Origin of the sequence: Ectorhizobium quercum (assembly GCF_026552795.1) — a bacterium.
Lineage (GTDB): Bacteria > Pseudomonadota > Alphaproteobacteria > Rhizobiales > Rhizobiaceae > Ectorhizobium > Ectorhizobium quercum.
In genome coordinates, this window is sequence record NZ_JANFPI010000005.1 from 46174 (window position 1) to 70552 (window position 24379).

Consider the following 24379-nt stretch of genomic DNA (forward strand, 5'->3'; position numbering starts at 1 on the left):
GGTTTGGATTGTATCAGCCATCGAAATATCCTTTCGCAGGCCGATGTAAGGCTTCCCATCGTGGGAAGGTCAAGAGCCCGCGATGCGGCAATCGCGCGCGGGTCCTAACGCCCCGGCGGAGCGTCGGGCGCATCATCGCCGACGGTCAGCGGCCAATCGACGAGATAATCCTCGAAATCGTCTATATCGACCTCCTCCTCGCTCACCGTGCGGCCTTTGGCGGAAATCCCGGCGATATGCACCGTTTCCGGGTCGCCCGACACCAGCGGGTGCCACCAGTAGAGATCCTCGCCGTCGCGCACCAGCCGATAGCCGCAGGTCGGCGGCAGCCAGCTTATGGAGTCCACTTCCTGCGGGGTGAGCTGGATGCAGTCCGGCACGGTCGCCTGCCGGTTGGGGTAATCGGTGCAGCGACAGCTCTCGCCGTCCATCAGCCGGCAGCGCACGGAGGTGAAGGCCACCTCGCCGCTGTCCCAGTCCTCCAGCTTGTTGAGACAGCACAGCCCGCAGCCGTCGCAGAGGCTTTCCCATTCCTGCGCGCTCATTTCCTCGAGCGTCTTGACCTTCCAGAAGGGTTCCTGCTGCATTCCTGCACTCCTGCCCGGAGAATATTGCCGCCTTTCGGAAAAGGCTTCTTGTCTGTTTGGCATATATCAACCATCTTCCGGCAAAATGATGCCGCGTCGTCAAAAGCGGGAAACCGCCGCAGGTTTCAAGGATTTTCTTTCGAGGTGAGTGAAAAGAAGCCCCCAGAAGACGGTCAGCGCCGCCGGCGCCATCTCCTGCTCAAGGTGGATGCCTGGCTGGATTCGACCTTGTGGAACATGGGTTTCCGCACCGGCCAGATATGGGAAGACGTCACCATCTTCTTCCGCCGGTTCCGCGTGCGCGGCTGGAAGAAGCTAGCGTTCGAGGTCGCCGGCGAGGCGATGACGCTCGGCACCGCCGCCTCGGTGGTCATGCTGGCGCTCGCCATGCCCGCCTTCCAGGCCACCCAGGGCGACTGGAAGAACCGCGCCGATTTCGCCGTCACCTTTCTCGACCGCTACGGCACGGTCATCGGCCATCGCGGCATCATCCACGAGGATTCCATTCCCGTCGACGAATTGCCGGATCATTTCGTCAAGGCCATCCTCGCCACCGAGGACCGCCGGTTCTTCGATCACTTCGGCATCGATTTCGTCGGGCTGGCCCGCGCCATGAGCGAGAACGCCAGGGCCGGCGGCGTGGTGCAGGGCGGATCGACGCTGACGCAGCAGCTTGCCAAGAACCTGTTCCTCTCCAACGAGCGTTCGCTGGAACGCAAGGTCAAGGAAGCCTTCCTGGCGCTGTGGCTGGAAGCCAACCTCACCAAGAAGGAAATCCTGTCGCTTTATCTCGACCGCGCCTATATGGGCGGCGGCACGTTCGGCGCGGCGGCGGCGGCGCAGTTCTATTTCGGCAAGAAGCTGACGGATGTCACGCTTGCCGAATCCGCCATGCTGGCCGGCCTGTTCAAGGCCCCGGCCCGCTATGCGCCGCATGTGAACCTGCCGGCGGCCCGCGCCCGCGCCAATGTCGTGCTGTCCAATCTCGTGCAATCCGGCTTCATGACCGAAGGTCAGGTCATCGCGGCGCGGCGCAACCCGGCCACCGCCGTCGACCGCGGCGGAACGGAAGCGCCCGATTATTTCCTCGACTGGGCCTTCGACGAGACGGTGCGCATCGCCGACCGCTTTCCCCAGCATACGCTCGTCGTGCGCACCACGCTGGACATGGGCCTCCAGCACGCTGCCGAGCTTGCGGTAGAAGGCACGCTGCGCGAGTCCGGGCAGAGCGCCAAGGTGTCGCAAGGCGCCGTGGTGATGATCGAGAACGGCGGCGCGGTCCGCGCGATGGTCGGCGGACGCGACTATGGCGAAAGCCAGTTCAACCGTGCGACGCGGGCGCTGCGCCAGCCGGGATCGTCCTTCAAGGTCTATACCTACGCGGCGGCGATGGAAAAGGGCATGACGCCGGAAACGGTCGTCGTCGACGGTCCCGTGACATGGCGCGGCTGGTCGCCGCAGAATTACGGCCGCTCCTATTCCGGCCGCGTCACGCTGATGTCGGCGCTGTCGCGGTCGATCAACACCATTCCCGTGAAGCTCGCCCGCGACGAGCTGGGCACGGAGCGCATCGCCGAGATGGCGAAGGCGATGGGGGTGGAAACGCCGCTGCGCACCGACAAGACGATCCCGCTCGGCACCACCGAGGTGACGGTTCTCGACCAGGCCACCGCCTATGCCGTCTTCCCGGCGGGCGGCATGCAGTCGCGCCGCCACGGGCTGGAGCAGATCGTCGATTACGAGGGCAATATCCTCTACGACTTCGAGCGCGACGCACCGCCCGCTGCGCGCGTGCTTTCGGAAAAGGCCGTGTCGTCGATGAACCGCATCCTCGTCACCATTCCCGTCAGCGGAACGGCGCGCCGCGCCGCCCTCGACAACGGCATCGTCTCGGGCGGCAAGACCGGCACCACCCAGGCCTATCGCGACGCCTGGTATGTCGGCTTCACCGGCAACTACACGGCCGCCGTCTGGTTCGGCAACGACGACTACACCTCGACCAACAACATCACCGGCGGCACGCTGCCCGCCCAGGCGTTCAAGCGGCTGATGGACTATGCCCATCAGGGCATCGAGCTGCGGCCGGTTCCCGGCATCGACAACCCGCTGCCCGCCGGCCCGCACCCGACCGCCAGCGCCGCGGCCAGACCCGGCGAAACGGACGCGCTTCCGCCCCTTGTGCGCCCACGCTCGCTCTCGCGCGAGACGACGACGCTCCTGCGCGGGGTCGGCGCGCGGCTGAAATCGGCCTTGGCGCCCGCGCTGCCGGCCACCGCCGCGCTTCCCGACAACGGAACGCCGTCGCAATGACCGTCCGCCCCCATTCACCGGAATGGCCTCCCGCATGCTGAAAACGCCCCTCATGGTCGCCATCGCCCTTGTGATCGCCTTTGCCGGCGGCCTCTGGTCGGCGCTGGCCACGCTCGATGCGACGAGCGGGCTTTCGGCGATCCGGATCGGTCCGTGGGAGGCGTTTCCGGCCGCACAGACCGTTAACGCCGATCCTTACGCCCGCGCCCACAGGGCCCGCGACGGCAAGCTGCTTTACGCCAGCGCGGAGGGCCTGAGCTTCACCGCCCGCACCGATGCCGCCGGCGCGCCGCTCGACGCCGCCTGCACCTACCGGCTGGCGGGCATGGCGCCGCCGGCGCGGCTATGGACGCTTTTCGCCGCGCCGCAGCCCGATGCGCCGTCCGTTCCGGCCGGCCGGCCCACCGGCCTCAATTCGCGCATGATCCTGAAGGAGGCGGACGGATCTTTCGCCATCACCCTTTCCGCCGCCGCCCGGCCGGGAAACTGGCTCGCCCTGCCCGCCTCGGGCCGCTTTACGCTGGTGTTCGACCTGTTCGATACGCCGGCGGCGAACAGCACCGGCATTTCCGGCGTTCCGATGCCGGAGCTGACACGGCTGGAGTGCGGCGATGACTAGGCTGGTCCACGCCATCGTCACCGGCCTGATCGGCGCGGCGCTGCTGCATATTATCATCGTGCTCGCCCTGCCGCGCTTCAGCGAGAGCGACGCCTATTCGCGCATCCTGGCGGCCGGGCCGGCAGGCGCCTTCCATGCGCTCGGCGACGCACAGCGCGCCGGGCCGCTGCTTCAGCCGAACCCGTTCGTTTCCGCCGCGGTCTGCGCCTTCGATCTTTCGCAAGCGCCCGTCGCCGTCGCCGCCTCGGGCGACCCCGCCCTGTGGTCGTTTGCGGTCTTCGACAGGGCGTCGAACGAAGTCTTCAGCATCAGCGACCGCTCCGTCGAGCCGGGCAGGCTCGATGCCGTCCTCGCCACCCCGTCGCAGGCGATGCGGTTGCGCAAGGCCGATCCGGACCTGACCGAACGCAGCATCCTGATCGAAATGACGGGGAATACGGGATATCTGGTGCTGCGCACCGTCTCGCCGCATGCCAGCATGGAAGCGGAGGCGCGGCGATTTCTGGAAAGCGCCCGTTGCGAGGCGCTGAGGCCGGGCTAGACTTTACGCCATCCGGTCAGGCAAGCGGACGCAGAACGATCCTCGTGGCCTGCGGGGGACGCAGGGCCTTCGCAGGAAACCGTGTTCGTTTCAGCGCTTTGCCGCGCGGCGGGGACGGCCCTTCTTCGAGACCGGGCTGTTGTCCGCAGGTGTGTCGTCGAGGCGCTCGTAGCGAACGCCGGTAAAAAACAGGATTTGCGCCTTGCGGGGCACCGCTTCCCCCGACGGCGGGGGCGCATGCCCGCGACGGTCCGCAAGAAGAATGATTTCAGCCATACTGTCTCCAATCCTCGTTCAAAGGACGGATGACGGCTCTCTCCTGCCTTGTGCGCCGTGCTGGCGATGAAACGCGAAAACACTCACCTTCCGGCCCCTCCGGCAGGCCCGGCACTCCGCCCCGATGGGGATGGAACGCCTCGGCCATCATTCCGGCCTTCGCATTGATCATAACGCCATATCGAGGCGGCGTTAAGGCCATACAAACACCGTCATAGTTAACACCGTGCTAACAAATTCGGGATAGCCTGTTTCGAAGTGGTACTGCGTCAGAACAGGTGTAACCGTGTCCGATCGTTTCCGAGACCTTGAAAAACCCCAGCCGCTGCGAAGAAGGGATGTGGTGCTGATGGCGACCGTTTCCAGCTTCGAGGATCTCCGCCACCCCACCCGCTCGGAACTCAGGCAATTCGCGGAACTTTTCAAGCCGCTTTTCGAGGCCTCCACGGACGAGGCGCGACGCCAGGCGGTCGCCGCCCTCTCGCAGAATCCCAACGTTCCCCAGCCGGTGGCGCTGTTCGTCGCCAGCCAGCCCATATCCATCGCGGCGCCCTTTCTGATGTCCTCGCCCTGCCTCGACGACGAGACGCTGATGCTCGTCGCCCGCACCCAGGGCGAGGCCCATGCCCGCGCCATCGTGCGCCGGGAGAACCTGTCGCCCACCGTCGTCGACGCCCTCGTCGGCCTGCGCCACACCCGGCCCGCCGCTCCCCCGGCGGCCGCAGGGGAACCGGCCCCGCCCGCCCCGGTTGCGCCGCAGCCGCCTGCCGGCCGGCCGGTGAAGGAAGAGCGCCTGCGCACCGATCTGCGTAACCTCGTGCGCCACGTCAACCGCCCGGACGGCGACAGGCTCGGCCTGAGAACGCTGAGCACGCTTCAGGAGGCGCTGCTGATCCGCTTCGCCCGCACGCGCGAGACGGTGCATTTCGCCACCGCGCTTGCCGATGCGCTGTCCGCCAGCCGCTGGCTCGCCGAACGGATCCTCCTCGACATTTCCGGCAAGCAGCTTGCGACGACGCTGGTCGGCACGGGCATGGCCGCCGCCGATGCGACCTTCATTCTGGAGCGGCTCTATCCGCATCTGGCCGAACCGGACGGCCAGGTCAGCCGGGCCGACCGCCTGATCGCCAGCCTCGATCCCGACCGGTGCGGCGAGCGGGTCGAAGCCTGGCGGCGGGCCGACAGCTACACTTTCGCGCAGGAGCGCGCAGCCGAACCGGACCCGCTGGTGGCCGAGGCCTATCCTCTGCCCAACGAACGCCGCATGGCGCGGCGCATCCGCTAGAACCGGGGCAGACCTATTCCCCGGCGGCGACCGGCAGAAGGTCGCCGATCCCGTCCAGTTCGAGATCGACGATCCAGAGATCGGGATCGAAGCGGCATTCGCGCTCCAGAAGCGCCAGCGCCTCGTCGTATCCGGCGTCCTTCAGGCGGCACTCGAACAGCCGGTCGTCGGCGATCGCGTCCTCCTGCTCGGCCGCGACGCTTTGCGGGGCCGGGGCATAAAGCGTGACGCGGCCGTCACGGCCGATGAGCCTGACAAAGATCGCCCCCGCCTCTTCCGCGCCCTTCCGGTCGACGGCGGCAAAACCGCCGAGCGCGAAGGCGCGGCGGATGAGGGCGGAAACGAAAAGGGCGGATTTGACGCGCATATGGACCATTACCCGCGCCTCCGCCCCCGGCAAAGCCGGGACGGTCAGAGCGCGCCGATTTCCTTGAGTTTCTTCAGGACGCGCTCGTTCGGCTCACCGGTTTCCGGCAGGCGATACGCCTTCTCGAAATTGCGGATCGCCTCGCGGGTCTCGGTGCCGGCCACACCATCGACGGTGATATGGCTGTAGGCGAATTTCGAAAGGCCGCGCTGGATCTGCGCGGTCAGGCTGGAATCGGCCGGCCGCATGGCGGCGGGCGTTGCCGGAATCGTTGCCGGCGGAGCGACCTGCCCCGCATTTCGAATGGCCTCAGCCACCGGATCGTCCACCTCGTCCCGGGCCGGAACGGCCGTCGGGCGCGATGCCGGAACGGCAACCGGAGCGACCGCCTGTCCGGGCGTCGAAACGGGCGCGGCGGCGGATGCCGGCGCGTGCCCGGCGGCCTTCAGGGCGTCCAGCAGCGCGCCGGAGGCTTCGCCGGTCTGCGCAAGCTCCGCCGATTTCTGGAATGCGAGGATCGCCGCCGCCGTGCGCGGGCCGGCAAGGCCATCGGCAGCGCCGTCGTAGAGGCCCAGCCGCGCCAGTTCCGCCTGAACGCCGCGCACCAGATCGGACGCCGCCGGCCTGACCGTCCCGGTCGGGCTCCCGCTTTCCCCGGCATCGGTGCGTTCGATGCGGAACGTGGTGACGTCCTGCGGCTCGTCGGGCCGCTGGAAGCCGAAGAGCAGTTTCCGGTCCGCCGCGTCGCGCGTGCGCAGCAATGGCGAGGGGTGTCCGCCGGGCTGATACCACAGGGCATTGGCGGAAATCATGCCGAATACGATGGTGAACACGCAGATGCCGCCGGTCAGCGCCGGGCGCGCGGCGGCAAGGCGCAGCATGGCTGCCCCGGCGCGGAACACCGGGCCGGGCTCCTTGCGGGCCGGCTTTCTCTCAGGCGCTTTGCGCTTCGGCGTTTTCATAAACTGCGTCGTCCCAATGCTTTGCGGCGGAAGCTTGTCCGCCTCTCAGTCGGGGCGGGAATTCCACCATGCGACCGTCGCCGGCCTCCTCGTCCGGGTGAATGCCCGAACCGTCCATCGGCACGATCACGGTCACGACCGTACCCTCGCCCGGCTTGCTGTCAATGGAGAAGGTGCCGCCGTGGAGCGCGACCAGACCCTTGACCAGCGACAGGCCGAGCCCCGTTCCCTCGTACTGGCGGGCCAGATCGTCCTGCACCTGCATGAAGGGCTGGCCGACCATCGAGAGCTTTTCCGGCGCGATGCCGATGCCCGTATCGCCGACGGTGATCTTCAGCCAGCCGCATTCGGCAACCGCATCCACGGAAACGACGCCGCCGGCATCGGTGAACTTGATGGCATTGCCGACGAGGTTGATGAGCACCTGCTGGAGCGCGCGCTGGTCGGCGATCGCCTCGCCGAGATCGCGCTGGATGCGGGCCGTCAGCGTCACGCCCTTTTCGCGGGCCTGAAGCGAGAGCATGGCCTCGCAGGCATGGACGACATCCGCCACCGCGAACTGGTCCATGACGAGTTCGTAGCGTCCCGCCTCGATCTTCGACATGTCGAGCATCGTGTTGACGACCGACAGGAGATGGCCGCCCGACTGGCGGATGAGGCGGACATATTCGCGCTGGCGGTCGTTTTCGAGCCTGCCGAAATATTCGCCGATCAGGATATCGGAAAAGCCGAGGATGGCGTTCAGCGGCGTCCGCAATTCATGGCTGACGGCGGCGAGGAAGCGCGATTTCGCCTCGTTGGCGTTTTCCGCCTGCCGCTCCGCCGCGCAGGCGGCGTCGCGAAGCGCACGCTCCGCGCCGATATCCGTCATCTGGCAGAAAATGCCGGACAGCGCGCCCTCGGCATCGCTCACGGGCGTCAGGGAGGCGCGCGCATGAAGATAGGGAGCAGCCTTCGCCGCGCCGGCGCGGCGCTCCAGCCGGACCTCGACCTCGGCCGCCCGCTCGCCGCCGCGCAGGCGGTCGAGCGCCGCGGCGAAGACGAGACGGTCGGAAACGTGGATCTGCTCGATGAGCGGACGGCCCGCCGGCGCGCGAAGATAATGCGTGAAGCCGGCGGCATCGCGGCCGCTCATCCGGACGACGGCGCCGTGGAGATCGAGGCCGAGCACGAGGCCCGGGCACAGCACGTAAGGGTCCGCCGCCTCGCCGGGCCCGGCGGCGGGGAACTCGGCCTTTCCGGCACGCCCGAAACGCTGCATGCCGACCGTCAGGCCGACGAGCAGCAGGCAGCCGGCCGAGGTGACGCCGGCCGGCAGCGCCACGGCCAGGCCGAGCGGCCCGGCCAGCGCCAGAGGCGCCGCAAAAACGGCAACGGCGCTCGCGACGGCCAGGCGGCGCGCGAAGCGGTTCACGCGGGCGGTGTCGCCGTCGGCCCGATCGCCGGCGCAGACGTGGGGCGCCATCGCCCCCGCCAGACCCAGCGCTATCCTGTCAGCCATTTTCCTCAATACCCGCACGCTGCAACCTGTCAGAACGGTTCATGTTTCGTCCCGCCGAAAATAGGCCCCGGGCGCTTAAGGAAAGGATAAGACGCTGTCCCAAATCGGTACTGAGGCACCCCATCCACAGGCTTTTCCAGCCCTTCGGCCAACATGGTTAACGGCGGGTAAGCACCGGATTTAGTTCATTTTTCGTGATGGCGTTAACGATTGCGGCAGCGGGGCCGCGCGAAATCCCCGGAACAGACGGGCGGGCGCCTCATTTATGCTTAACAGCGACGCTTAAATTGCGATTCAAATGTTGTTTTGATGCAATTCGTTCGAATTTTAGTTGTTTTTGATGCAAAAGCCGTGCGTTTTTTCAATCGGGAATTCGGAGCATGCCGCTATCTTCCGCTTCAACAGACCGGAAAGGCGGCCCGACAGCCCGGACGAGGATGCGCGGGACACAAGCCGAAACCGACATGGACAGGCAGGGTGAACGATCATGTGGTTCCTGATCAAGGGCAGTTTCTGGACGACGATGACGCTGGTGGCGCTGTCGTTCCTCGCCGGCCAGCCGGTTGAGCGGACGGCGGAGCGGCCGGGCGTCGAGATGACCGAGGCGCTGGGTGCCGCAGGCGAAGCCTACCGCTACATCAGCGCGCTCTGCACCGAAAAGCCCGACGTCTGCCAGAAAGGCGCGGAGACCTTCGTCGTCCTGCAACAGCGGGCCCGCGACGGCGCGAAAGTCGCCTACCAGCTCATCGACCGCCATCTGGCCGACCAGGAAGGCGGCGATCTCGCCGCCGCCATCGACGGCCCGGAAACCGACGCGCTGACGACCGGCACCGTGACCGTCATTCCGGTTCCGCATGCCAAGCCGGCGCAATAGACCGTTTCGCCGCCGGAGGTTTTCACCCGGACCGGACTTTCAAGTTTTGCGGCGCGCCCGGCATCCCCGGAAACGCGAGCCGCGAAACGGCGATGCCAGATCATCGCCGACATGCCTGCCCTGAAAACTCAGCGCTGTGAGGAGATCCCCCTCGCAGCGCCTTTTTCGTTGGATCGACGGGTTCATTTCGCCCCGCAGGCGGTTTATATGGGGGCCGTCACCCATGCGCGGAGCCAGCCCCATGCCTTCCCTTCAGCAGATCATCGACGATTTCGCCTATCTCGACGAATGGGAGGACCGTTACCGCTACGTGATCGAACTCGGCAAGCAATTGCCCGACCTGCCCGAGAGCGAAAAGACCGCGGAACACAAGGTGCAGGGCTGCGCCAGCCAGGTGTGGCTGGTTTCCGAAACCGGCGACGGGGACGATCCGGTCATCACCTTCCGCGGCGATTCCGACGCCCATATCGTCCGCGGTCTGGTCGCCATCGTGCTGGCCGTCTATTCCGACCACAAGGCCTCCGAGATCGCCCGAACCGACGCGCTCGACATCTTCAACAGCATCGGCCTCGTCGAGCATCTCTCTTCCCAGCGCGCCAACGGGCTGCGCTCGATGGTCAACCGCATCCGCGACGAAGCCGCGCGGGCGCTCACCGCCTGAACCGCCCCCCGGGGGGATGCGGCGCGACGGCGCCGTCACGCTCCCCGCCCCTCCATGCCCGGGCGATAATCGTCGGCGCCCCAATGGCGCGTGGCGGACGCGCGGCGCAGCGGCGGGGCGTAGTGGCGAGCGAGCACCATCAACGCCGTGCGCAACATCAGCTTGGCCGAGCGGGCCGGCCATTGCCGTTCGCGTTCCACCGTTTCCAGCCCCTTGTGGAAACAGCATATGTCGAGCGCCACGCCGCACAGTTCCGGCCCCATCGCCTCCACGGCACGGGTGAAGCGGGCGCGGGCGGCCAGCGCCGCGTCCTTCAACTCCGCCTGCCCGCCGGGCGCGCCCCTGCCGCGCTGCGCAAGCCGCGGCTCCCAGGAGGCGGTGACGCGCGGCTGCAACTGCCCGCGCGTGAAATCGGCAAGCAGCCTCTCGCCGGCCGCGACGGCATCCTCCGGCAGAAAGGCATGGCCGTCGCGTCCGCGAAGCCGCGACAGGTGCGACAACGGCGATTCGTCCAGATTGCGGGTGACAGTCACGCGCCGCCCCTCCGGCCCCGGCATCTGCGCCGCGACGCGTTCGCCGTGCTGGCTGGCAAAGGCGGCCTCGCCATCCGCCGCGAAGATGCGGCGCAGAAAGTTGCGCGCTTCCGGCCGGGGGTGGAATGCGCCGTCGCTCCACTCCGCAAGCCCTGCCGCCACCGCCCGCCGCAGCAAGCGCTCCTCCCCGGCATTCGCGGGCGGGGCGTCCGGCGCGAGCCGCTTCAGGAGCCGGGCGAGCCGGCGCGCTTCCGCCGGCGTAAAACCGGTGCCGACAGCCTCAGCCATGACGGTCTCCTTCCTGCACGAACATTTCCCGGGCGATCCTTTCCAGCGCGGAGACGAAATCGTCGAAGGCGCGGTTGTCGCGGCGGTCCTCCACCACGCCGCAGGCATAGCCCACCGTGGAACGGTCCTTGCCGAACGCCGCCCCGACATCCGCCTGCGGAATTTGCAGGGCGACATGGCAGACATACATGGCGATCTGGCGCGTATGGCAGAGCGAGCGACGCCGATCGCGCCGCAGCGGCGACCGGTCTCCGGCAATCGCCGCCATTTCCGCGGCGAGAATCTGGACCAGACGGCAGGCATCGCCCGTCGGCGAAACGGCCGCACCGGCGACAGGAACGGTGTTGGCAGCACGGCTGTCGAGAGTGGAACGGTCAGGCTTTTTCGGCATGTCACCCCCCGAAAAGGAATAGGCCTCGAACAGAAATAGGAATTATTTCTTACACCTGTAAACCGCCCTGCGAACGACCGAAAGCGGCCGCGCCGAAAACTCTCCTGATTTTGCACGATAAATTGGCCAATTGTGGATAATATAGGATTATTTTCCTCTCATAAAGAAAAACCGTCGTAAAGCCACTCCGCGCGTTCGACCCGCATTCGCGCATCGGCATAGCGTGCGAAACTGCGCTGCGATCTTGCCGGAAAGGCTGGAAAAGCAATCGCTTGAAGCGTGCCGCAATCCTGTGCGCCTGTCCGCCGCGTCTTGCGTTACGGCCCGCCTTTCCCGATGCACACAGGGTATTACGCGCTCCTGAAGCATTTCCGGTGGATCACCTCCAATGCTCCATCTGTCTGTTTTTACGCAACTCCGGACGCGAGACCGGCCCCCGCTTTTGCTGGAATGGCTCTAGCAGGCAGCGCGGCGGTCGGCCTTCCCGTCCGGGAACGATCGTCCCTACGCCGGCGCCCTGCCGGGGGACATGCCAACCGGCGAAATGCAAAAAAGCCCTGCCGCGATTGCGGCAGGGCTCAGATAACTGACAAAGTGGGCCAACCTCTCCTTCGTCATGGTCGGGGCAAACCCGACCATCCATAAATCTTTGAAACATGGCCCCTCGGATCAGGCCCGAGGGTGACGAAGGAAAGGGTTGAGGACGCCGAAACGTTGCGGCACCGCCGCAGCGCTCCTACCTCTCGCGGCGGCGGCGCTGGCCGAGGCCCATTTCCTTCGCGAGACGCGAACGGGCTTCGGCATAGGCCGGGGCAACCATCGGGTAATCCACCGGCAGATCCCACTTTTCGCGGTATTCTTCCGGGCTCAGGCTGTGATGCGTCATCAGGTGACGCTTCAGCGACTTGAAGGCCCCGCCGCATTCGAGGCAAATGATCTGGTCGTCCTGAACCGACTTGCGGACGGCGACGGCCGGCTTCTGCTTCTCGGCCGCGATCACCGCCGGAGCGGGCGCGGACGTGACGTTGAGCGCCGCATGTACATCGGCGATAAGACCGGGAAGTTCGCTTACCGGAACCACATGGTTGCTTACATAGGCCGCAACGATATCGGCCGTCAGTTCCACCAGAAGGTCCGGCGTGTGTTCAAATGCAGAGTCTGTCATCCATGTCTCCTTTAGACCGTCAGTGGCGTCAAAACGCTTTGACGCCAAAGGCAGACACTCTCCGGCGGCTACGCATACCCGCGCCCGGAAAATCACCGGACGAGGCAATCCCTCGATCCACCCCTAGATGTCAGGACAGGCAGCGCCTTCGAATGCCTTGAGGCTGCCGACTTGTTCTTTTCCTTTCCGGTTCGCGCACAATTCCCACAACAGGTAAAGTACAAAAGCTCCGGACACTATTCATGGAATCAAATTGTAATCGAACAATCTCAATTCCAAGACGATAGCAGGAAAAATAACGAAATCCAATTCGAATTTTCACTTACAAAAGTCTAGTTCGAATTATACACAGTTACATCCACTCGACAGAACATGAACATCGAAGCCGGCATCAGAATTGCTGGCGGCAACGGCAATAAACCCGCTTTAAATTCGTTCGGGATTCGCAGGTAACTCCACGGCGACACCGTAAAGCAACCCTAAGAAATCACCCGCAGGTTGAATGTTGCGCGAATGGACCGGCCTCTATTGTCGGCACGGGTTTCGAGCATTATCTGGTGAAAACGGCCGGCAACGAGGCCGATCGCCCCGGCATACACGGCGAAACCATCAGGGAGACTGGACATGAGCGCAGACGGCAGACCGAAGATCGTCAAGACCGACGCCGAATGGCTGGAACAGCTCACTCCCGAGCAATACCGCGTCACCCGCCAGCACGGAACGGAACGGCCATTCACCGGCCCCTACTGGGATTCCGACGAAAAAGGACTCTACCGCTGCGTCTGTTGCGACAGCCCGCTTTTCTATTCGGACACCAAGTTCGACGCCGGCTGCGGCTGGCCGAGCTATTTCGAGCCGGTGTCGCCCGAGGCGATCACGGCCTATCGCGACACCTCGCACGGCATGACCCGCACGGAAATCCGCTGCACGCAATGCGACGCCCATCTCGGCCACGTCTTCCCGGACGGCCCGCCGCCGACCGGGCTGCGGTTCTGCATCAACGGCCACGCCCTGAATTTCGAGGCTGCCGGCTGACGCCTCAGGCGGACGGCAGGCGCAGTTCCATGCAGGTGAGGTCGAGCCAGCGGCCGAACTTCTGCCCGACCTCGCCGAACCGTCCGACCAACCGGAAGCCGAGTTTCTCGTGCAGGCGGATCGAAGCGGCGTTTTCCGCCTCGATGCAGCCGATCAGCACATGCACGCCGCGTTCGGCGGCGACGGCGATCAGCGCTTCCATCAGCTTGGCGCCGGTGCCCGCCCCCTTGCGGTCGCTGCGCACATAGACCGAATGCTCCATCGTGTGACGGAAGCCCTCGAAGGCCCGCCAGTCGCCGTAGGAGGCGTAACCGATCACCTCGCCGTCGCTTTCCGCCACCAGAACCGGCTGGTTGCGGGCGGCGCGGCCCGCGAACCAGACCCGGCGGTTGTCGAGATCGACGGGCGTCTCGTTCCAGATCGCCGTGGTGTTGAGAACCGCGTCGTTATAGATGGCCAGAATGGCGGGCAAATCCGCCTCGGCGGCGGGGCGGACGAAAACGGCTTGCGTCATCGGTCGATCATCCACTATAATTTCATTATGTCCACTTTATCAGACAATCTCGACCGCTGTCTAGGGGATCGGATCCGCATCGAGCGGGAAGCGCGCAACTGGTCGCTGACGGACCTGTCGGAGCGCGCCGGCGTGTCGCGCGCCATGATTCACAAGGTCGAGCGGGGTGAGAGCAGCCCGACCGCCGCCCTGCTCGGCCGGCTGTGCGGCGCCTTCTCGCTCAGCGTTTCGACCCTGATGGCGCGGGCGGAAGGCGGCGGCGGGCGCGTTTCGCGCGCCGCCGGACGACCCGTCTGGGTCGATCCCGAAACCGGCTATCGCCGCACGGAGATTTCCCCGGCCACCGACATTCCGCTTGACATCGTTTCGGTCGAGCTTCCCGCCGGTGCGCGGGTCGCCTATGGCGCGGACAATTTCACCTTCGTGCGCCAGATGATCTGGGTTCTCGACGGCGAGCTGACCTTCACCGAGGGCGCGGCGGTCCACCGGCTTGCGGCCGGCGATTGCCTGGCTCTCGGCCCGCCCGCGGACTGCGTGTTCGACAATCGCGGCGACACCGCCTGCCGCTATGCGGTTCTGGTGGTCAAGCCGGCGTGAGCGGACGGTCGGCCCCGCGCGGGCGCCTTGCCGGAAAGACCGCCAGCGCCACCGCGAAACCGGCGGCTCCCGCGCAGAGCGAGAAGACCAGCAGGACGGAAAGGGAGGCATAGGCGAGGATCAGGCCACCCACGGCGCCCCCCGCCGCGATGGCGAGGTAGATCACCGAACTGTTCAGCGACACGGTGAAGGCGCCAGCCTCGCTTGCCAGTGTCAGCAGGCGATGCTGGATCGGCACCAGATACATGTAGCTGAACACGCCCCAGACGAAGGCGACGGGCAGGACGACGAGCGGCGCCTGGCGGAAGATCACCACCGTGGCGATGCAGGCCGCCTGCGCGGCAATCGCCGTCAGGAGCACCCGTGCCGGGCCGAAGCGGTCGGTGGCGAACCCCGTGATGACATTGCCGAGAATCGCCCCGAAACCGAAGATCAGCATGGAAAGCGGCAGAATGCCGGCGCCGCTTCCCCCGAGCACCACGGAAAGATAGGCGAAGACGACATATTCCGACATGACGACCAGAAACGTCACCGAAAGTGTGGCCAGAACCCTGGGGTTGCGCGCCGCCGAAAGACGCTCCTTCAGCGAGGCCACGGACGCGGCCTCGCCTTTCGGCACCAGCAGGAACAAAGTCGCCATCGTCAGCAGGCCGACCGCGACGATCGCCATGAAGGCGAAGCGCCAGCCGAACATCTGGCCGCTCCAGGTGCCGAGCGGCGCGCCGAAGGCGGTGGCGATGGTCATGCCGCCGAAAATCACCGACAGCGCCACGCCGCGGCGCTGCGGGCCAACCAGGGCCGACGCCGTGGCGGTGGCGACCGGCAGGAAGGCCCCGGCCCCGAAGGCGGCGATCATCCGCCCGGCCAGCATCGTCGCATAGGTGTCCGCAACAGCGCAAAGAACGTTGCCGAAGGTGAAGATCGCCATCGCCGCAAGCAGCGTGCGCCGCCCGCCGAGCCTGGCCGAAACCGTGGCCCCGAGCGGCGCGAACAGCGCGTAGCACAGCGAGAACACGGTCACGAGCTGGCCGGCGACCGACTGGCTGACGCCGAGATCGGCGGCAATGTCGCTCAGCATGCCGATCATGATGAAGGAATCCGCGCCGAGCGCAAAGGCGCCGACGGCAAGGGCAACGAGGACCAGCAGCATATTCGCGTTCATGTTCCACCTCTTTTTTTCACCAATATATCGGTATATTGGTGAAGCGCAAGAGAGCGGCGCGGGGCGCCTTCGCTCACGCAGGGGCGGACAGCTTCATCAGCACGAGGCCGGAGACGAGCAGGATGGCGGCGACGACACGCAGCAGGCTGACGGCCTCGCCGAGCACGATGATGCCGACGAGGAAAGCCCCGACGGCGCCGATGCCGGTCCAGATCGTATAGGCCGTTCCGAGCGGCAGCGTCTTCAGCGATAGCGACAGCAGGCCGAAACTGCCGATCATGGTCGCGAGCATGACGGCGGTCGGGAAAAGCCGCGTGAACCCCTGCGACTGCTTCATCGCATAGGCCCAGACGATTTCGAGAAGACCGGCGGAGACGAGATAGACCCAGGACATGGAAACCCCTGAAAAGCCGGGCCGTCCAGGCATTCTGTCCATGATGGGAGAGGTCGTCCTCTCAACGACTGATCATAGTGGCGGCCGGCCGGCTTTCAAGGGGGGGGTACGACGCGGAACGGCCGATCATTTCACGGCCGGGAAAACAGGCGCCTCACGTCCCCGCCATAGCCATCACCACGGCGGAATAGTGGACGGCGGCCGCCGTCACCACGAAACCGTGCCATATGGCGTTCTGGAAGCGCAGCTTTTCCCAGACGTGGAAGATGACGCCGACGGAATAGACCACGCCGCCGGCCAGGATCAGCAGCAGCGTTTCCGGCGGCAGGATGCGCGAGAGCGGCGCCACGACCAGAACGCCGCTCCACCCCATGACGAGATAGAGCAGGATCGCCAGCCGGTCGTAGCGATGCGGAAAGGCGCATTTCAACACCACGCCGCCGATGGCCGCCGCCCATATGGCGACCAGCATGGTCATCACCACGGGTTCGTGCGTGGCCCGCTGGAGAAAGGGCGTATAGGTCGCCGCGATCAGGATGAAGATCGCCGAATGGTCGAGCCGGCGCAGGAACCACTTGGTGCGCGACGCGGGCCAGAGATTGTAGCTGAAGGAGACCGAGAGACAGAGCACCAGCCCGATGCCGTAGATCCAGGCCGCAGCCAGCTGGCCGGGGCTGGCCCACACCGTGGCATAGAAGATCAGCGCCGTGACGCCGATCAGGGCGAACACGATGCCGACGCCGTGAACGATGCCGTCGGCGACGAGCTCATGCCGGTCGTAGGCCCATTTCACCCTGCCTGTATCCAAGGGGTGCTCCATTTTCCGGGTCGAGGCTTGCATCATGACATGTCCTTGCCCGGGCGTCCATGATTGTGCGGGGCAACATGGAGCCTGCAAACGCGAAACGGCGAAAGCAAGGCAATCCCTGCTTTCGCCGTCCACATATTCCGGAAACAAAGCCTGCGGCCTTACGGCGCTGGCTGCCCCCTGCTCCGGAATAGAGTCCCTGACCGATGAAGCGTCATCAGCCGCCGGAACGCAGTTCGCCCGCGCAGGTCTGGCAGAAAGGCGTGTAGGGCACCGCATCCAGACGCTCGGCGGAAATCGGCTTGCCGCAGCGCGTGCAGGTTCCGAACGTGCCGGCGGCAATGCGGTCGAGGGCTGCGTCGATGGCCTTCAGCTCCTCCTGTCCGACCTGACCGAGTTCGTCGAGAACCTCGTCGTTGCTGCGCTCCAGCGCGCGGTCGGCGTCGTCGGGATTGCGCGGCTGCTCGAAATCGGCCTCGATCTTGTGCAGGCGACGATAGAGTTCCCGCTGCCGCGTGCGCAGGATATCCTCATAGGCATTGGCGGTCATGGGTTTATCCTCTCTTCCCGGCTCGCGATCCGGTCGTCCGGGTCTGCGGCCAGGTTGTTGTTGTCCGTCGGAAACCGGGAAGACCGCAGGGCGGCCTTCCCCCTTCCGGCTCACCGGTCGACGAGAACCGAGCATTTGGCGTGGCGCACCACGCGGTCGGCGGTCGCGCCGATGAAGTAGTTGCTGATATCCGGCGTGTGCGAGGCGACGATGATCAGGTCGGCACCGTTCTCCTCGGCCGAGGTCAGGATTTCCCGCGCAGCGGCGCCCGAGCGGATTTCCACCTTGGCGGGCACGCCGACCTTTTCCTTGATCTGCACGAGCTTCGCCTTGTTCTCGTTCAGCGCATTCTCCATGAGATCGACCGGCAGGTCGATGGCGAGATAGCCGGGCATGTCCTCCAGAACGTTGAGAAGGACGACCTCGCCGCCGGGATCGAGCAGCGACGTCGCCTTTGCGAGAATCTTCTCGCCTTTTTCCAGCGCACCGACATCGACCGGGACGATAATCTTCTTGAACATGGCTATTCTCCTGATTTCCGGGGCGGTGAACCGCGCCTCCCGTGATTGCTATAGGCACTTTTTATCTTTCGCCTCATTTTCGCATTGATCAAGATCAATTCGGAGGCTTCTTCCGTCTTCATTACGTTGACGATAAATCAAATAAAGACCATCTTTTGTGAACGATGAACGGACGCCATAGTAAAGGCAAGAGACATTTCCCGACCGTCCACCGACAGGCGCGCTGTTTCCGCATCTTCCGCGGGAAAAGGCAGCGCAGGAGCAACCAGAATGACCGAGAAGTCCGCGTCCTTCGCCCTCACCCGTCCGGCCTTCGTCGGCCAGGCGCATCTTGCCGTCGGCGACCTTGACGCCACGTCGGCCTTCTACCGCACGATGCTCGGCCTGAAAGTGTTCGAGAAGAGCGCCTCCGGCGTCCTGCTCGGCGCGGGCGGGCGTCCGTTCCTGCACCTCACCACCGGCAGGAACCTGCGCCGCGCGCCGCGCGCCAGCACCGGCCTGTTCCACAACGCCTTCCTCGTGCCCGACCGGCTGGAGCTTGCCCGCTGGCTGAAGCATGCCGCCCATAACGGCGTCGTTCTCGACGGCGCCTCCGACCATCTGGTCTCCGAGGCCATCTACCTGTCGGACCCGGAAGGCAACGGCATCGAGATCTATCGCGACCGGTCGCCGGCGGAATGGACCTACCATGCGGACGGCATGGTCGAAATGACCACCGGCCGGCTCGACCTCCAGGCCCTTTACGACACGGCACCGGAGGAGATCTGGCAGGGCATGGCGGATGGCACCGGCCTCGGCCACATCCATCTCCAGGTCAGCGACATCCCGGCGGCGGACACCTTCTATCGCGACGTCCTCGGCCTGAAGCTGATGTCGGTCTATCCGGGCGCGCATTTCTATGCGACCGGCTCCTACCACCACCATGTGGCGGCCAATGTCTGGAACTCCCGCCGCGCCGCGCCGCGCGAGCCCGACCTGACGGGCCTTCAGGACTACAAGCTGACCTTCAACGACAGGGCCGGCCTCGAGGCCGCGCTCGCCGCCGCCGACAGGCTGGGCGTGAAGACCGCGCAGGAAAACGGCGCGTGGTCGATGACCGATCCGTTCGGCATCGGCGTGCGCCTTTCCGCATGACGCCGGCGCGGGCCGCTCTCCCTCGGCATGACCGGCCTGGCGCCGAGGATGTCGCGGAAGAGCGTTTGTTACTATACTGACGCCACGAAACCATCTACGGAACCAACCGAAGCCTTTCGTGTTATGAAGCGGGGGGCTGCCGGGGACATTGGCGCATGGACGAGCGGGTCGACGAAACGGTTCAGGCAGCGGACACGCGAGAGCGGCCGCGCAGGGACGCCCTGCAACTGGCGATGATCTGGTCGATCATCGGTCTGTTCGTCATCGCCCTCTTCACCGTGATCGAGACGCTTTCGCTCATCCTGATGCCGGTGACGTTCGCGATCGTCGTCGGCCTCATTCTCAGCCGCGCCGCCGCACGGCTCGGCAAGTCCGGCATTCCGCCGGTCGTCACCGGGCTGATCCTGTCGGCGGGCTTCTTCGTCGTATCGTTCTTCACCGTCAACGCGCTGGTCGAGCCGCTCGGCAACGTCATCGACCAGGCCCCCGACCTGCTGGCGCAGGCGCGCGACCGCCTGCTGCCCATTCTCGGCCGCTACGAATGGCTGAACTTCACCCCGCAGACCTTCAGCCGGCAGGTGTCCGTCGAAAGCATCATCGACAATGCCGGCAGCCTGCTGTCCGTCGCCCGCAGCAACATCGTGCCGCTGCTCATCCAGACGCTGATCTTCTTCGCGGCGCTGGCCCTTTTCCTCGCCGGCCGCGTGCAGCTTCGGCAGGGCCTCATCATGATGTTCCGCCGCCGGGAAAAGCGGCTGACGGCCATCCGCGTCTTCAACGCCGTCGAGGAAGTGCTCGGCTTCTATTTCGCCACCGCCTGCCTGATCTATGGCGGCATCGGCATCACGGTCGCGATCATCGCGTTTGCCGCCGGCTTCGCCATGCCGGTGCTGTGGGGCTTCCTCGCCTTCCTGTCCAGCTTCGTTCCGTTTCTGGGGTTCGCCATCATCACGCTGGCGCTGGCGCTGGCCGGCTTCCTGACGCATGACACGATCGTGCTGGCGATCCTGCCGGCGCTCGCCTTCTTCGTCATCCACATGATCGCGGAAAACCTCGTCGTTCCCTCCGTCATGGGCAAGCGGCTGGAAATCAATCCGTTCCTGATCTTCCTCGCCATCCTGTTCTGGACCTGGATGTGGGGCGCGGCGGGCGCGATGCTGGCGCTGCCGGTCTCGCTCATCGCCATGACAATCGTCGACGAACTGCTGATCGAGGAAAAACACCGGCCGAGCCTGCCGGGATGACGCCTTGCAGGCCGCGGCGGCGCGGCCTATCTCTGGAACACCAGCAAATTCCGGAGTTCCCGCATTGACCACACCTTCCCTCTCCGCCTTCGGCCCCCTTCCCGCCGCCCCGGTGACGCCGCGCAGGCCGGTCAGCGACACGCGCCACGGCATCACCCGCACCGACGACTACGCCTGGCTGAGGGCGGACAACTGGCAGGCCGTGTTCCACGACACCTCCCTGCTCGACCCGGACATCCGCGCGGTTCTCGAGGCCGAGAACGACTATGTGAACGCCGCGATGGCCGACACCGAGGCGCTGCGCAAAACGCTGTTCGAGGAAATGAAGGGGCGCATCAAGCAGGACGACAGTTCCGTTCCCGTGAAGGACGGCGCCTATGCCTACGGCTCGCTGTTCGTGACCGGCGGCGAGCAGCCGCATTATTTCCGCGAGGACCGCACGGGCGGCAACCGCACCGTCCTGCTCGACGGCGACGCCGAAGCCGAAGGCAAGGACTACTTCCGCCTCGCCGGCCTGTCGCATTCCACCGACCACGCGTTCGGCATCTGGGGCTATGACGACAAGGGTTCGGAATATTTCACGCTCAAGGTGCGCGATCTGAACACGGCGAAGGATCTGGACGACATCGTGGAAAACACCGGCGGCGGCGGGGCCTTCGCGCCGGACGGCAAGAGCTATTTCTACACGCTTCAGGACGAGAACCACCGCCCCTCGAAGGTCTTTCATCACATCGTCGGCACGCCGCAGACCGAGGACCGGCTGGTCTACGAGGAAAAGGACCCGGGCTTCTTCATGGGCGTCGGCGGCTCGCTGCTCGACGACTTCATCTTCATCGACATCCACGACCACGAGACCTCGGAATACCGCATCCTGTCCACGAAGGACCTGACGGCCGAGCCGAAGCTGGTGGCGGCGCGCGAGGAAGGCGTCGAATATTCGATGACGGAGGGCGGCGACGTCTTCTACATCCTGACCAATGACGGCGGCGCGAAGGATTTCAGGATCGTGGAAGCTCCGGTTTCCGCGCCGGGCAAGGAGAACTGGCGGGAAGTCGTGCCGCACCAGCCGGGCCGCCTCATCCTCTCGCACATGGCCTATGCCCGCCATCTCGTCTGGCTGGAACGGCTGGACGGCCTGCCGCGCATCGTCATCCGCGACCGCAGGACCGGCGAGGAACACGCCATCGCCTTCGACGAGCAGGCCTATTCGCTCGGCCTTTCGGGCGCGGCGGAATACGACACCGACGTCATCCGCTTTAGCTATTCCTCGATGACGACACCCTCGCAGCTCTACGACTACGACATGGCGACGCGCGAGCGCACCCTGCTCAAGACGCAGGAAGTGCCCTCCGGCCACGACCCGGAGGATTACGTCACCGAGCGCGTCTTCGCTCCCGCCCAGGACGGCGAGCTGGTGCCGGTCTCGCTGCTCTACCGCAAGGGAACGGCGCTCGACGGTTCCGCCCCCTGCCTGCTCTACGGCTACGGCGCCTACGGCATCACCATTCCCGCCGGCTTCAGCACGACCTGCCTGTCGCTCGCCGACCGCGGCTTCGTCTATGCCATCGCCCATATCCGCGGCGGCAAGGACAAGGGCTTTTCCTGGTACGAAAACGGCAAGATGGCGCACAAGGCCAACACCTTCCGCGATTTCATCGCCGCCGCCGACCATCTCGTCGCGAAGGGCTATACGGCCTACGACCGGATCGTCGCAGAAGGCGGTTCGGCGGGAGGCATGCTGATGGGGGCGGTCGCAAACATGGCGCCGGAGAAATTCGCCGGCATCATCGCCGCCGTGCCGTTCGTGGACGTGCTGAACACCATGCTGGACGACACGCTGCCGCTGACCCCGCCGGAATGGCCCGAATGGGGCAACCCCATCGAATCGGCGGAGGAATACGGCTGGATCGCCGCCTACAGCCCCTATGACAACGTGGCGGAGAAGCCCTATCCGCCAATCCTGGCGCTGGCCGGGCTGACCGATCCGCGCGTCACCTACTGGGAGCCGGCGAAGTGGGTGGCGAAGCTGCGCGCCCATTCCACCAGCGGCCAGCCCGTCCTTTTGAAAACGAACATGGCGGCGGGCCACGGCGGCAAGTCGGGTCGCTTCCAGCGGCTGGAGGAAGTGGCCTTCGAATATGCCTTCGCCCTGAAGGTGGCCGGCAAGGCCTGAAAAACCTCCCGAACCATACAAAACATCGAAAAGGCCCGGATTGCGCAAGCTTCGCGCAGTCCGGGCGTGTCATCGTGCTGCAATATATCTGTCATGCGTCCAAGATTCGCCGATTCGCGCATGTCCTGCGGGCAAGGCCCCTGCCCCTCGCCGGACGTGATCCCGGGAGCAATTCATGACCGACAGCACATCCGAACAGCCTTTACCCGACCCCGCCGGCGATGACGCCGCGGATGCCCGTATCGACGCGCTCGGCCAGGCGCTCGCGATGTTGAAGGCGGGCGAGGCCGGCGGGCCCACGCTTGCCGAGATCATGCGGCTGGTGCGGCTGATGGAAAACCAGCCCGAGCATGCGATGGCGAAGCTTCGCCATTCGCTTCACCGCTGGACCGACGTGCCCGCGCCGGAAAGAATGCGCCGCGACGCGCTGCGCCGGCTCGGCCACACCGAGGCGACCCTCGGTGCCCTGCCGGGCAGCGAACGCGACGCCCTGGAAGCCACGATCGCCGACGACATCCGCCGCCGGTTCGGCATAGCGCGGCTGCCCGCGGTGAAGATGTCGCGGACAGGCCGCGTCACGCCGCTTTCCTTCTAGGGCCCTCAATCAACCGGCCCCGCAAGCGCGCGGGAAACTGCCGCACCGCACCGCCGGAACCCCGCATTTGCGGGCTTTTCGCCATCGGGCGCAAGCTTCGCGCAAGCTTCAAAAGTTAACAAATGCTTAATAGAAGCGGCGCGAAAGCCGCGAGTCGCCAAGATTGCCGGACAAAAGGACAGACATGGAAGCGCGCCGAACGAGTGCGTCGCTTGCGCCTGTTCCGGCGCCACGGAGAAACTGGAGTGGCGTGCCATGAAGATCGATGTCGGTTCAGGCGGTTACGGTTATTCCGGCCCCGCCTACTATGCCCGCCGCGAGGCCGATGAGGCGGAAGCCGCGGAAAACGCCGCTGCCAGCAACCGGCTTTCGCTGTCGGTCAGCCGCACGCCGCTTTCGCCCTCGCTCGCCAATGCGCTCTGGACGATCGAGCGCGACCGCAAATTCGCCGCCAGCAAGACCGCCTTCGCCGAAGAGGCCGACAAGGGGCCGAACGGCGGCGTTCTCAACCTCTATCTCGAATTCGAGGTTTCCTCCGCCGACGAGTTCCACTAGGCTTTTCAAATCCGGCGGCCGGGCGAATCAGTCGAGGGTCGCTTCGCAAAGGCGCATAGGGTGTTGGTCGCGTAGTCTCTCACGTTCCCCTGAAGCTCGGCGGCGCATCATGCGGCGCCCTTTTTTTGTCCGCGCCGGCTCCTATCTATTCGGATGGAGCGTTTCCAGCAAAACTGCGCGACGGCTTTGCATGCGGGAATGCATAAAAACAAGTCGTTAGAGAATTTTCGCGCTTTGGAGAAAGGCGGAAGGCTCTATCGATGGTTCCGGACAGTGGGGAGGCGAGACGGCCATGTATTCCATCGGCGATCTTTCCAGGCGGACCGGCGTCAAGGTTCCGACGATCCGCTATTACGAGCAGACCGGCCTCATGACCGCGCCGGACCGCACCGTGGGAAACCAGCGGCGCTACGAGGCGTCCGATCTGGAACGGCTGAGCTTCATCCGCCATGCGCGCGATCTCGGCCTGTCCATCGAGGCGATCCGCGAGCTGATCGCGCTCGCCGCCCATCCCGAGCGCCCCTGCGCCGATGCCGACCGCATCGCCGCCGAGCATCTCGCCGACGTGCGCGAGAAGATCGCACGGCTGAAACGGCTGGAACACGAGCTGGAGCGCGTGGTCTCCTTGTGCGACGGCAACCACACGCTCGGCGAATGCCAGGTGATCCGCTCGCTGTCCGATCACGGCCTGTGCGAAAGCGAGCATTGAGGCCATTCGAAGCCTCGTCGCCTTGCCG

28 protein-coding genes are annotated in these 24379 nt (G+C 65.5%); 14 read left to right on the forward strand and 14 right to left on the reverse strand.

Going from position 1 to position 24379, the window contains the following annotated elements; all coding sequences use genetic code 11:
- Positions 1 to 104: 104 nt before the first annotated feature.
- Positions 105 to 587, reverse strand: a complete 483-nt coding sequence (locus NOF55_RS15295; protein WP_306412269.1) for a YcgN family cysteine cluster protein — start codon at positions 585 to 587, stop codon at positions 105 to 107.
- A 144-nt stretch (positions 588 to 731) separates the two neighbouring features.
- Between NOF55_RS15295 and NOF55_RS15300 the strand changes: the two genes are divergently transcribed.
- Genes NOF55_RS15300 through NOF55_RS15310 form a run of 3 tightly spaced genes read left to right on the forward strand, consistent with a single transcriptional unit; the run spans position 732 to position 4057 of the window.
- A complete protein-coding gene (locus NOF55_RS15300) occupies positions 732 to 2897 on the forward strand; it encodes a transglycosylase domain-containing protein (RefSeq protein WP_306412270.1) in 2166 nt (721 codons plus the stop codon).
- Between the two features lie 34 nt (positions 2898 to 2931).
- Positions 2932 to 3516 (forward strand): DUF1214 domain-containing protein, encoded by a 585-nt coding sequence (locus tag NOF55_RS15305; RefSeq protein ID WP_306412271.1) that lies wholly within the window; start codon positions 2932 to 2934, stop codon positions 3514 to 3516.
- Positions 3509 to 4057, forward strand: coding sequence for a DUF1254 domain-containing protein (locus tag NOF55_RS15310; protein ID WP_306412272.1), 549 nt, complete (start codon positions 3509 to 3511; stop codon positions 4055 to 4057). The genes NOF55_RS15305 and NOF55_RS15310 overlap by 8 nt, the downstream gene beginning before the upstream one ends.
- Positions 4058 to 4147: 90 nt before the next feature.
- Here NOF55_RS15310 and NOF55_RS15315 read toward each other — a convergent pair whose 3' ends face one another.
- A complete protein-coding gene (locus tag NOF55_RS15315) occupies positions 4148 to 4333 on the reverse strand; it encodes a hypothetical protein (protein ID WP_306412273.1) in 186 nt (61 codons plus the stop codon).
- Positions 4334 to 4619: 286 nt separating this feature from the next.
- Between NOF55_RS15315 and NOF55_RS15320 the strand changes: the two genes are divergently transcribed.
- A complete protein-coding gene (locus NOF55_RS15320) occupies positions 4620 to 5618 on the forward strand; it encodes a DUF2336 domain-containing protein (protein WP_306412274.1) in 999 nt (332 codons plus the stop codon).
- Between the two features lie 13 nt (positions 5619 to 5631).
- On the opposite strand, the gene NOF55_RS15325 is transcribed toward NOF55_RS15320, so the two are convergent.
- The 3 genes from NOF55_RS15325 to NOF55_RS15335 are packed head-to-tail and all read right to left on the reverse strand — an operon-like array spanning position 5632 to position 8448.
- Positions 5632 to 5985, reverse strand: coding sequence for a DUF1491 family protein (locus NOF55_RS15325; protein ID WP_306412347.1), 354 nt, complete (start codon positions 5983 to 5985; stop codon positions 5632 to 5634).
- A 44-nt stretch (positions 5986 to 6029) separates the two neighbouring features.
- A complete protein-coding gene (locus NOF55_RS15330) occupies positions 6030 to 6947 on the reverse strand; it encodes a peptidoglycan-binding protein (RefSeq protein WP_306412275.1) in 918 nt (305 codons plus the stop codon).
- Complete coding sequence (locus NOF55_RS15335; RefSeq protein ID WP_306412276.1) at positions 6919 to 8448, reverse strand: sensor histidine kinase; 1530 nt, start codon at positions 8446 to 8448, stop codon at positions 6919 to 6921. Before NOF55_RS15335 ends, NOF55_RS15330 begins: the two co-directional genes overlap by 29 nt.
- Positions 8449 to 8935: 487 nt before the next feature.
- Here NOF55_RS15335 and NOF55_RS15340 point away from each other — a divergent pair, with 487 nt between their 5' ends.
- Together NOF55_RS15340 and NOF55_RS15345 are read left to right on the forward strand one after the other, a co-directional pair.
- Entirely contained in the window at positions 8936 to 9322 is a 387-nt protein-coding gene (locus NOF55_RS15340) for a DUF5330 domain-containing protein (protein ID WP_306412277.1), read from the forward strand.
- A 241-nt stretch (positions 9323 to 9563) separates the two neighbouring features.
- Positions 9564 to 9983 (forward strand): SufE family protein, encoded by a 420-nt coding sequence (locus NOF55_RS15345; RefSeq protein WP_306412278.1) that lies wholly within the window; start codon positions 9564 to 9566, stop codon positions 9981 to 9983.
- 35 nt (positions 9984 to 10018) lie between these two features.
- On the opposite strand, the gene NOF55_RS15350 is transcribed toward NOF55_RS15345, so the two are convergent.
- The 3 genes from NOF55_RS15350 to NOF55_RS15360 all read right to left on the reverse strand — a co-directional run bounded on the left by NOF55_RS15350 (position 10019) and on the right by NOF55_RS15360 (position 12360).
- The gene (locus NOF55_RS15350; RefSeq protein ID WP_306412279.1) at positions 10019 to 10804 is read right to left on the reverse strand and encodes a DUF6456 domain-containing protein; all 786 of its coding nucleotides are present in this window, start codon (positions 10802 to 10804) and stop codon (positions 10019 to 10021) included.
- Entirely contained in the window at positions 10797 to 11195 is a 399-nt protein-coding gene (locus NOF55_RS15355; protein ID WP_370868991.1) for a helix-turn-helix domain-containing protein, read from the reverse strand. The genes NOF55_RS15350 and NOF55_RS15355 overlap by 8 nt, the downstream gene beginning before the upstream one ends.
- 736 nt (positions 11196 to 11931) lie before the next feature.
- Positions 11932 to 12360, reverse strand: a complete 429-nt coding sequence (locus NOF55_RS15360; protein ID WP_306412280.1) for a Ros/MucR family transcriptional regulator — start codon at positions 12358 to 12360, stop codon at positions 11932 to 11934.
- A gap of 624 nt (positions 12361 to 12984) precedes the next feature.
- Here NOF55_RS15360 and msrB point away from each other — a divergent pair.
- A complete protein-coding gene (gene msrB, locus NOF55_RS15365; RefSeq protein WP_306412281.1) occupies positions 12985 to 13395 on the forward strand; it encodes a peptide-methionine (R)-S-oxide reductase MsrB in 411 nt (136 codons plus the stop codon).
- A gap of 4 nt (positions 13396 to 13399) precedes the next feature.
- On the opposite strand, the gene NOF55_RS15370 is transcribed toward msrB, so the two are convergent.
- Positions 13400 to 13909, reverse strand: a complete 510-nt coding sequence (locus NOF55_RS15370; protein ID WP_306412282.1) for a GNAT family N-acetyltransferase — start codon at positions 13907 to 13909, stop codon at positions 13400 to 13402.
- 27 nt (positions 13910 to 13936) lie between these two features.
- Between NOF55_RS15370 and NOF55_RS15375 the strand changes: the two genes are divergently transcribed.
- Positions 13937 to 14506 carry a helix-turn-helix domain-containing protein gene (locus NOF55_RS15375; protein ID WP_306412283.1) on the forward strand — a complete coding sequence of 190 codons (570 nt, stop codon included), beginning with the start codon at positions 13937 to 13939 and terminating at the stop codon, positions 14504 to 14506.
- Here NOF55_RS15375 and NOF55_RS15380 read toward each other — a convergent pair.
- The 5 genes from NOF55_RS15380 to NOF55_RS15400 form a co-directional block, all read right to left on the reverse strand.
- The gene (locus NOF55_RS15380; protein ID WP_306412284.1) at positions 14493 to 15668 is read right to left on the reverse strand and encodes an MFS transporter; all 1176 of its coding nucleotides are present in this window, start codon (positions 15666 to 15668) and stop codon (positions 14493 to 14495) included. The genes NOF55_RS15375 and NOF55_RS15380 overlap by 14 nt on opposite strands.
- Before the next feature lie 73 nt (positions 15669 to 15741).
- On the reverse strand, positions 15742 to 16062 hold the full coding sequence (locus NOF55_RS15385) for a DMT family transporter (RefSeq protein ID WP_306412349.1): 321 nt from the start codon (positions 16060 to 16062) through the stop codon (positions 15742 to 15744).
- 154 nt (positions 16063 to 16216) lie between these two features.
- Positions 16217 to 16870 carry a PAQR family membrane homeostasis protein TrhA gene (trhA, locus tag NOF55_RS15390; RefSeq protein WP_306412285.1) on the reverse strand — a complete coding sequence of 218 codons (654 nt, stop codon included), beginning with the start codon at positions 16868 to 16870 and terminating at the stop codon, positions 16217 to 16219.
- A 217-nt stretch (positions 16871 to 17087) separates the two neighbouring features.
- Positions 17088 to 17420, reverse strand: coding sequence for a TraR/DksA family transcriptional regulator (locus NOF55_RS15395; protein ID WP_306412286.1), 333 nt, complete (start codon positions 17418 to 17420; stop codon positions 17088 to 17090).
- 110 nt (positions 17421 to 17530) lie between these two features.
- A complete protein-coding gene (locus tag NOF55_RS15400; protein WP_306412287.1) occupies positions 17531 to 17941 on the reverse strand; it encodes a universal stress protein in 411 nt (136 codons plus the stop codon).
- A gap of 270 nt (positions 17942 to 18211) precedes the next feature.
- Between NOF55_RS15400 and NOF55_RS15405 the strand changes: the two genes are divergently transcribed.
- The 6 genes from NOF55_RS15405 (at position 18212) to NOF55_RS15430 (ending at position 24351) form a co-directional block, all read left to right on the forward strand.
- On the forward strand, positions 18212 to 19075 hold the full coding sequence (locus NOF55_RS15405; protein WP_306412288.1) for a VOC family protein: 864 nt from the start codon (positions 18212 to 18214) through the stop codon (positions 19073 to 19075).
- Positions 19076 to 19230: 155 nt separating this feature from the next.
- Entirely contained in the window at positions 19231 to 20319 is a 1089-nt protein-coding gene (locus NOF55_RS15410; protein WP_306412289.1) for an AI-2E family transporter, read from the forward strand.
- A 64-nt stretch (positions 20320 to 20383) separates the two neighbouring features.
- Positions 20384 to 22492: a S9 family peptidase gene (locus tag NOF55_RS15415; RefSeq protein ID WP_306412290.1), complete on the forward strand. Its 2109-nt coding sequence runs from the start codon at positions 20384 to 20386 to the stop codon at positions 22490 to 22492.
- A gap of 175 nt (positions 22493 to 22667) precedes the next feature.
- The gene (locus tag NOF55_RS15420) at positions 22668 to 23087 is read left to right on the forward strand and encodes a hypothetical protein (RefSeq protein ID WP_306412291.1); all 420 of its coding nucleotides are present in this window, start codon (positions 22668 to 22670) and stop codon (positions 23085 to 23087) included.
- 255 nt (positions 23088 to 23342) lie between these two features.
- Positions 23343 to 23642, forward strand: a complete 300-nt coding sequence (locus tag NOF55_RS15425; RefSeq protein WP_306412292.1) for a hypothetical protein — start codon at positions 23343 to 23345, stop codon at positions 23640 to 23642.
- Between the two features lie 292 nt (positions 23643 to 23934).
- Complete coding sequence (locus tag NOF55_RS15430; RefSeq protein WP_306412293.1) at positions 23935 to 24351, forward strand: MerR family transcriptional regulator; 417 nt, start codon at positions 23935 to 23937, stop codon at positions 24349 to 24351.
- The last annotated feature ends 28 nt before the right edge of the window (positions 24352 to 24379 follow it).

What these genes read in the sequence shown, in the direction of transcription:
- NOF55_RS15420 (WP_306412291.1), top strand. Translation starts at nt 22,668, where the DNA reads ATGACCGACAGCACATCCGAACAGCCTTTACCCGACCCCGCCGGCGAT.
- NOF55_RS15360 (WP_306412280.1), bottom strand. Translation starts at nt 12,360, where the DNA reads ATGACAGACTCTGCATTTGAACACACGCCGGACCTTCTGGTGGAACTG.
- NOF55_RS15325 (WP_306412347.1), bottom strand. Translation starts at nt 5,985, where the DNA reads ATGCGCGTCAAATCCGCCCTTTTCGTTTCCGCCCTCATCCGCCGCGCC.
- NOF55_RS15430 (WP_306412293.1), top strand. Translation starts at nt 23,935, where the DNA reads ATGTATTCCATCGGCGATCTTTCCAGGCGGACCGGCGTCAAGGTTCCG.
- NOF55_RS15330 (WP_306412275.1), bottom strand. Translation starts at nt 6,947, where the DNA reads ATGAAAACGCCGAAGCGCAAAGCGCCTGAGAGAAAGCCGGCCCGCAAG.
- NOF55_RS15370 (WP_306412282.1), bottom strand. Translation starts at nt 13,909, where the DNA reads ATGACGCAAGCCGTTTTCGTCCGCCCCGCCGCCGAGGCGGATTTGCCC.
- NOF55_RS15425 (WP_306412292.1), top strand. Translation starts at nt 23,343, where the DNA reads ATGAAGATCGATGTCGGTTCAGGCGGTTACGGTTATTCCGGCCCCGCC.
- NOF55_RS15305 (WP_306412271.1), top strand. Translation starts at nt 2,932, where the DNA reads ATGCTGAAAACGCCCCTCATGGTCGCCATCGCCCTTGTGATCGCCTTT.
- NOF55_RS15385 (WP_306412349.1), bottom strand. Translation starts at nt 16,062, where the DNA reads ATGTCCTGGGTCTATCTCGTCTCCGCCGGTCTTCTCGAAATCGTCTGG.
- NOF55_RS15400 (WP_306412287.1), bottom strand. Translation starts at nt 17,941, where the DNA reads ATGTTCAAGAAGATTATCGTCCCGGTCGATGTCGGTGCGCTGGAAAAA.
- NOF55_RS15380 (WP_306412284.1), bottom strand. Translation starts at nt 15,668, where the DNA reads ATGAACGCGAATATGCTGCTGGTCCTCGTTGCCCTTGCCGTCGGCGCC.
- NOF55_RS15395 (WP_306412286.1), bottom strand. Translation starts at nt 17,420, where the DNA reads ATGACCGCCAATGCCTATGAGGATATCCTGCGCACGCGGCAGCGGGAA.
- NOF55_RS15350 (WP_306412279.1), bottom strand. Translation starts at nt 10,804, where the DNA reads ATGGCTGAGGCTGTCGGCACCGGTTTTACGCCGGCGGAAGCGCGCCGG.
- NOF55_RS15410 (WP_306412289.1), top strand. Translation starts at nt 19,231, where the DNA reads ATGGACGAGCGGGTCGACGAAACGGTTCAGGCAGCGGACACGCGAGAG.
- NOF55_RS15310 (WP_306412272.1), top strand. Translation starts at nt 3,509, where the DNA reads ATGACTAGGCTGGTCCACGCCATCGTCACCGGCCTGATCGGCGCGGCG.
- NOF55_RS15295 (WP_306412269.1), bottom strand. Translation starts at nt 587, where the DNA reads ATGCAGCAGGAACCCTTCTGGAAGGTCAAGACGCTCGAGGAAATGAGC.
- NOF55_RS15345 (WP_306412278.1), top strand. Translation starts at nt 9,564, where the DNA reads ATGCCTTCCCTTCAGCAGATCATCGACGATTTCGCCTATCTCGACGAA.
- NOF55_RS15315 (WP_306412273.1), bottom strand. Translation starts at nt 4,333, where the DNA reads ATGGCTGAAATCATTCTTCTTGCGGACCGTCGCGGGCATGCGCCCCCG.
- NOF55_RS15335 (WP_306412276.1), bottom strand. Translation starts at nt 8,448, where the DNA reads ATGGCTGACAGGATAGCGCTGGGTCTGGCGGGGGCGATGGCGCCCCAC.
- NOF55_RS15375 (WP_306412283.1), top strand. Translation starts at nt 13,937, where the DNA reads ATGTCCACTTTATCAGACAATCTCGACCGCTGTCTAGGGGATCGGATC.
- NOF55_RS15405 (WP_306412288.1), top strand. Translation starts at nt 18,212, where the DNA reads ATGACCGAGAAGTCCGCGTCCTTCGCCCTCACCCGTCCGGCCTTCGTC.
- NOF55_RS15355 (WP_370868991.1), bottom strand. Translation starts at nt 11,195, where the DNA reads ATGCCGAAAAAGCCTGACCGTTCCACTCTCGACAGCCGTGCTGCCAAC.
- msrB (WP_306412281.1), top strand. Translation starts at nt 12,985, where the DNA reads ATGAGCGCAGACGGCAGACCGAAGATCGTCAAGACCGACGCCGAATGG.
- NOF55_RS15340 (WP_306412277.1), top strand. Translation starts at nt 8,936, where the DNA reads ATGTGGTTCCTGATCAAGGGCAGTTTCTGGACGACGATGACGCTGGTG.